The 5,995-nt window shown below is 41.2% G+C and carries 8 protein-coding genes; 1 reads left to right on the top strand and 7 read right to left on the bottom strand.

Annotated features, from left to right (window positions below; translation table 11 throughout):
- Nucleotides 1-165: 165 nt before the first annotated feature.
- The 3 genes from QTN94_RS19090 to QTN94_RS19075 form a co-directional block, all read right to left on the bottom strand.
- Nucleotides 166-621: an Imm26 family immunity protein gene (locus QTN94_RS19090; protein WP_331428542.1), complete on the bottom strand. Its 456-nt coding sequence runs from the start codon at nucleotides 619-621 to the stop codon at nucleotides 166-168.
- A 152-nt stretch (nucleotides 622-773) separates the two neighbouring features.
- Entirely contained in the window at nucleotides 774-1,643 is an 870-nt protein-coding gene (locus QTN94_RS19085; protein WP_331428541.1) for a hypothetical protein, read from the bottom strand.
- A gap of 172 nt (nucleotides 1,644-1,815) precedes the next feature.
- Nucleotides 1,816-2,103, bottom strand: coding sequence for a carboxymuconolactone decarboxylase family protein (locus tag QTN94_RS19075; protein ID WP_017034940.1), 288 nt, complete (start codon nucleotides 2,101-2,103; stop codon nucleotides 1,816-1,818).
- A gap of 92 nt (nucleotides 2,104-2,195) precedes the next feature.
- Between QTN94_RS19075 and QTN94_RS19070 the strand changes: the two genes are divergently transcribed.
- Entirely contained in the window at nucleotides 2,196-3,221 is a 1,026-nt protein-coding gene (locus QTN94_RS19070; protein ID WP_138972096.1) for an IS110 family transposase, read from the top strand.
- Nucleotides 3,222-3,612: 391 nt separating this feature from the next.
- Here QTN94_RS19070 and QTN94_RS19065 read toward each other — a convergent pair whose 3' ends face one another.
- The 4 genes from QTN94_RS19065 to QTN94_RS19050 form a co-directional block, all read right to left on the bottom strand.
- A complete protein-coding gene (locus QTN94_RS19065) occupies nucleotides 3,613-4,197 on the bottom strand; it encodes a hypothetical protein (protein ID WP_331428540.1) in 585 nt (194 codons plus the stop codon).
- Nucleotides 4,198-4,352: 155 nt separating this feature from the next.
- Nucleotides 4,353-4,817, bottom strand: a complete 465-nt coding sequence (locus tag QTN94_RS19060; RefSeq protein WP_138972046.1) for a hypothetical protein — start codon at nucleotides 4,815-4,817, stop codon at nucleotides 4,353-4,355.
- Entirely contained in the window at nucleotides 4,780-5,115 is a 336-nt protein-coding gene (locus QTN94_RS19055) for a hypothetical protein (protein WP_240800905.1), read from the bottom strand. The genes QTN94_RS19060 and QTN94_RS19055 overlap by 38 nt, the downstream gene beginning before the upstream one ends.
- Nucleotides 5,116-5,368: 253 nt before the next feature.
- The gene (locus QTN94_RS19050; RefSeq protein WP_331428539.1) at nucleotides 5,369-5,776 is read right to left on the bottom strand and encodes a bleomycin resistance protein; all 408 of its coding nucleotides are present in this window, start codon (nucleotides 5,774-5,776) and stop codon (nucleotides 5,369-5,371) included.
- Nucleotides 5,777-5,995: the final 219 nt, after the last annotated feature.

Genomic DNA, 5,995 nt, shown 5'->3' with positions numbered 1-5,995 from the left:
CCGCTGCCAAGATAAAGTCATGACGGTGCGAACACATCAAAGTGGCCCGAGATAGCTTCTCAACTAGAGCCCGTATATAAGCAAGCATCTAACCTTCGTTAACAATACTTTTTGACAACAATAGGGAGTCCATATAAGCGTTGTGAATCCCTCTTAAATTGCTTGTTATACCCGTTTTTCGGCAGACAATGAGGTTGTCCAGACACATTCTTTTCCCTGACTTTTTGCTAAGAGCCGATCTTCTGCATGACCCTTGCTCCACACAGCCGCACACTCAAGTTCAAGACATTCCTCCCTCGTTGCAGGAGTTTCTTCACAGTCGGAATAAATAGAAAACTTCTTTGATATCATGTCGAACTTATAAAATTGATGCTTCTGATTGAACATAGGGTGGCTATTTATTTTGCCTACTTTCTTCCATCCCTTTCGCCCTAGAGCATATTTCATTACCCATATGCAAAAAGTTAAATCATCAAACATCGCATTAAAATCAGATTGTGGTTCTTCAAAGAACTTTTCTGAAAATACGACTAACGGGTCATTTATAACCATCGCATAGCTATACAGCCCATTTTCAAGCTTAATCTCAACCACTTTTCCGATGTCAAAATTTTTTTGCATACCTTGTCCTTTGAACGGCTGTATAACGCCAAATTAAGTAGTGAGCAACGCTGCCACCTACCTAAAGCATTGAGCCGTAAACACTAAAGCTGATTCAAACCGAAAGTGCCAAACGTTGCGAATCTGCTTAAATTTATTGTTATGTACCGGACTTAACTTTCGAATTGCTTGGCAAAAGTTTCCATATCAACAATTGCCCGCAGCGTAGGTTGTGTCCATCCGAGTGGGTAAATCCAAAAATAAAGTAGCTTTTCGCCAAAGCCAACGTAAAGCTCTGCTCCACCCATTAATGATGGTTTCATTGCTACTAGTTGATATTCTTGATGTAAATAGTTGTTTGCGAAACTCTCTAAAGTAAGCATACCTTCTGGAAAGGTAGTACTCTTCGCTCTTGCTTCTATTTCTTCAGCAAACTGTGAAACTCTACCAGCTTTAAGTTCCTGAAAAATCGACAACAGAATGGAACGATACGCTACAATAGAAGCAGCTTTAGTATGTGTTATCGAAGTCGCTACACTTATTTCCTGTTTATTTGGCTCAAAATGGACAATCGTTAACAACTCATTTGCATACCAAATCGCTACAGCCCTACCACCAGAATCGACTCCCCAATAAGTTGGGCTGCCTTTTGCACTTTTAATATCATCTACAGACGAATTGAGGCTAACTCCGTCAACCTTACCTTTGAACATAACCCCAGAGGGCAACCTTGTAACAGTTATTCCACCAACTTTATCTTGATGTTCATAATCAGGATTAACTTCTATTCCATGTGAATAGTAAGACCGGGAAATGAAGTCAATTTCTTGAGGTTGACCAAGTAGAGCTTCAACTTCGGTAATAGGCATGTCGATTTTTATCGGTGGTGTTTTATTTCGTTCAGAGTAAGAGTTGTACTTATTGAAAAAGCCACCTACTATCGTCAAATTCTGTGATACTCCAACGATACCGGCTAATAAAGCCGTACAGAATATAACTTTATTCTTATGATTTCTGTACACTTGTGCTATCCAGTTAAACATATACTTTCAATCCTTTTACGTCGAGTAGGTACATAACGCCAAATTAAGGTGATGAGCAACGCAATGCCAAAGTCGCTGCATACCACCTTAAACACTAAAACCAACGCATAGTAAAAATGCCACGCGTTGCGAATCCCTCTTAAATGCCTTGTTAGAACTTGATACTAAGCCGTTACTCAAAGCTGTCGAGGTCGATCTTATATTTTGTTAAAACCTCTTGCATTTGCAGCTTTTTCTGCCCCGCTGAAACAGCCATAACTTTTGCTGTTACATCCGATATTTCACCTTTTGTAATACCTGCCTTTTTTGCTTCTAGCAAATAGTAACGCGTACACGGTAAACAGTTCATAGCCATAGCCGCTGATAAACCGACTAACAGCTCGGTTTTAGTATCAAGATGCTCATTTTCGTGGGTTGAGTGATAGAATTCCTCATAACCTTTTTGATGTTTCCCTAGCATGCATACTCCTTGTAAGTTCTAACGAATGACATGGATTCCCCCTCCCGAGGATCTGCCACACTTACGTGGTACTTATTAGCACTGGAGGCACCATGTCTGATTATTCTTATTTTGGCGGTATCGATTTAGCTAAAAACCACTTTAGTATTCATGTCGTTGACTCACAAGGTAAAGTGACTCTTCATAAATCGGTTACTCGCTCTAAGCTACTGACCACAATAGCAAATATGCCACCCATGCGTATAGGACTCGAAGCGTGTGGCGGTGCACATTATTGGGCAAGAACGCTTAATAAATTAGGACATGATGCTCGCATTATGGCGGTTAAGTATGTTGTTCCACATAGAACTAAAGGCAAAAACGACCTCAATGATGCCGTGGCTATCTGCCAAGCTGTCCACCATCCATCTACACGATTCGTTCCAGTAAAATCTCCAGAACAACAAGCCATATTGTCTGTTCATCGAATGCGTGAGCATTGGGTACGTGAACGAACGGCTCTAATGAACCGTATCCGCGCCTTACTGTCTGAATTTGGTCTTATCATTCCGGTTGGCCGCTCTTCGTTAATGAAGCAAGTACCTCTCATGCTGGAAGATGCCGAAAACGAGCTTCCACAGTTAGCTCGAACCGTTATTGCTGACGCGTACTATCACCTTGAACAACTTAACCAACGTATTGCGGATACTGAGCAAGTGTTCGAGGCTTTTTCAAAGGTTAGCGAAAATGTTCAGCGTATCATGAAGGTCAGAGGAATTGGCCCCCAAACAGCAACAGCTATTCTAGCTTCTATAGGTAACGGCTCTCAGTTTGATAAAAGCCGCGATTTTTCAGCCTGGCTGGGGCTAGTTCCGAAGCAGTATTCTACTGGCGGTAAACCTAGGTTAGGTAGGATAACCAAACATGGAGACAAGTACCTACGCACCTTGCTCGTTCATGGAGCTAGAACGGTCATTGCTAATCTAGGGGATAAACAAGACAGGCTCAGCCAGTGGTGTCGAGGCGTGTTGGAACGACGAGGGATGAACCGAGCCATTGTCGCTCTTGCAGCAAAGAATGCTCGAATTATCTGGTCGCTGTTACACAACCAAACGGAATATGAGAATTACGCTGCTTAAGAAACCACTAACTCAAGCAGAGTAACAAGAGTAAACCCACCGGGTCATAGCAGACGCAATGGATGGAGATAGGTTAAGACCACGTGCGGAGAGCCTGTTAATGCGGCGGACATTAAAATGTCATCTAACGAATAAGGCACCGCAGTCGCGCAAAGTCATCAGGGTCACGATGTTGCGAATCATCGAAAAGTAGACCGAATGTAGAGCGGCAGTCCAAAACCCATCACTTGAAGTTTAGCGGATGTTTGACAACCGGGGGAATCCATGTAGCCGCGTTAAGTGGCGAGCAATGCCGACCACCTTACCTAAACCATTGTGACATAAACACTAAACCTGAAGAAAGCCGAAAGCGCCAAGCGTTGTGAGTCCGTTTTAAACACTTTGTCAGAAATTATTCTAAGATGATCGCTGAATAATAACCGACTGTCAGCAATGACAATACAGCAACAAGTGCAATGGCATCTGCTGTGACGGCAACAGGGGTAACTACAATTTTCCCTACTTTTGAAATTCCACCTTCAGGCTCCTCCACTATAATAAGTTGTTCCTTATCAAAGGAAGTAACCTGTAGCTCACCTTCAATCTGATACAACTTGCCTGACAGTCGAGTTTTATATGCAAGCCCGTTTGATTCTTTTGTAAAACCTAGCCCCAAAAGGACTTTTGCTTCTGATGAGTCACTAGCAACATCCGTGGTCAACTTCAGCACCCCAGTTACCGTATTATTGTCATTAATTTTAAAGTAATCGTACTTTGGCTGGAAATCGAATTCATGGCTTGCTGATAGAATATCTTTGAAGTCTTTAGAAATATTGAAAATATAACTATATCTATCACCACCAATAATCAGTAAATCCTTGTCCAGAACAACATAGTAACCAGTCACCTTTTCTGTAAAGGTAGGAGGTTCCCACAGTGCGGAAGTACATCCTGTTATTGCAAGTAGTGCCAAAAGAACGATTGTAATGCGCTTCATGAATACTCCTTATTCCTTACGCCAAATTAACGTGTGAACAACGCTAAACACCCAACTTAAACCACTGCACCTTAAACACTAAAGCCAAGTTTAAACTGAGATCGCCAAGATGTTGTGAGTCCGTCTTAAACGCTTTGTATGTTCCCGGTCACTGATTACCTTAAAAGACCTAGAGACTCACCTAACTTAATTGAGTCAAACGGCATTCCATATAGTGACTGAATCTTTTGAATTTCCTTTAGATCAAGGCCATCAATGTATTGTGCATGATTTGGGAGCTCTGTTACTCCCATAGCATCAAATAGTGATTTTTGCTCTTGAGACAACTGACTTTCAGAGTCTTTCAAAGCCTCTCTTTCAGTTTTTGAGCAATTATCTCTATTGTCTATAGATAGATACAACACGACTCTTTTCTGATCTTCCTCATTCAGTGAGACAAACCAAGGAGTCATTGGAAAACTCTCTGAGTTTTCTAGTTCAATAACTTTGCATTCCTCAATTTTATTTGCATAGTCTTCGAACCTTTCTTCGAATGATGCGGCACAGCCAGAAACAGAGAAAATCGATAATGCCAAAAATAATTTATAGTGCAGCACGACTAACGCACCTCCAAAATTCACCTTCTTCTCCTTGTGTCATCCACGTCATAGGTTCAGCTATATCTCGAATCCGTTTTTTCGTAATAGCACCGCTAGCTTGAGCCAGTTTACCAAACTCTACCCAATCATATGCAGCTATGTCGATCAATTGATTAGCGGCATTCTTACGGCCTAAAAAAATGTCTAAAATGGGAACCGCTGATAAAGATAGGGTAAATAACCGACTACTTTCTATAATACTTTGAATTTGTTTTACGGAATCCCGACTTCGACTAGATAACTTTAAGTTATTAATAGAACAGTAACCAAGCTCTGCCATATGAACCTCACGAAAGTGTAATTCTTCTAAAGCAGACTAATTGCTCGCCAATCAAATGACAAAACGACCAATTAAAATATGCAGAAAGATCACTATATTATCGGATTTTCAAAGGACACATAACGCCAAATTAAGGCGTGAACAACGCTAAACACCTAACTCAAACCATTGCACCTTAAACACTAAAGCCGAGTCTAAACTGAGATCGCCAAGGGTTGTGAGTCACTCTTAAATGCTTGTATGGGAAATTCTGTTAAAGAACATCCTGACAAAACCTAAACAAGTACCCATCTGGCGATTGCACAATGAACTGCTTTTGTATAACAGACTTGGTACCACATTCATACGATTTAGATTCGAGCATTAGATAAATCGAGTCATTAGATTTCGAGCAAACTTCACTATATAAGCTTTCAATATCGTTAACGTCCCACTGAAAGTTCACACCACAGCCCAGTGGAAACTCGGGTTTACCAGTAAGCCACTTTCGGCTTTTACTCGATAGACCTTCTAGCATTAAATCGACACCATCTAGTGTCAAATATACAAACTGTTCTTCTGGTCTTTCATATTTGACGGAAAAACCGAGAATATCTGTGAAAAAAACTTTGCTCACATTTATATCGATACAGTACAGCTCTGGAACTACTCGTAATGTCATTATTTTTCCTATTCACATGACGCCGCATTGAGGTGTGAGCGGCTTGGCTATACTTGAGCGAAGCGAAACTGCCAAGATGTATGGACTCCCTATCTCCCTCGGGAGTAACGTAATAAGTAACGACACTTTTACAAGGAAGCCAACACATGACTCATTCTACGGTGCTCGCTATCGACTTAGCAAAAAACGTTTTCCAAGTTTGTAAGATGGATCGACATG

It is taken from the genome of Vibrio sp. M250220 (assembly GCF_036533795.1).
Classification (GTDB): Bacteria; Pseudomonadota; Gammaproteobacteria; order Enterobacterales; family Vibrionaceae; genus Vibrio.
The sequence above is the reverse complement of the archived record's forward strand: the minus strand, read 5'-3'. Positions and strand labels throughout refer to the sequence as shown.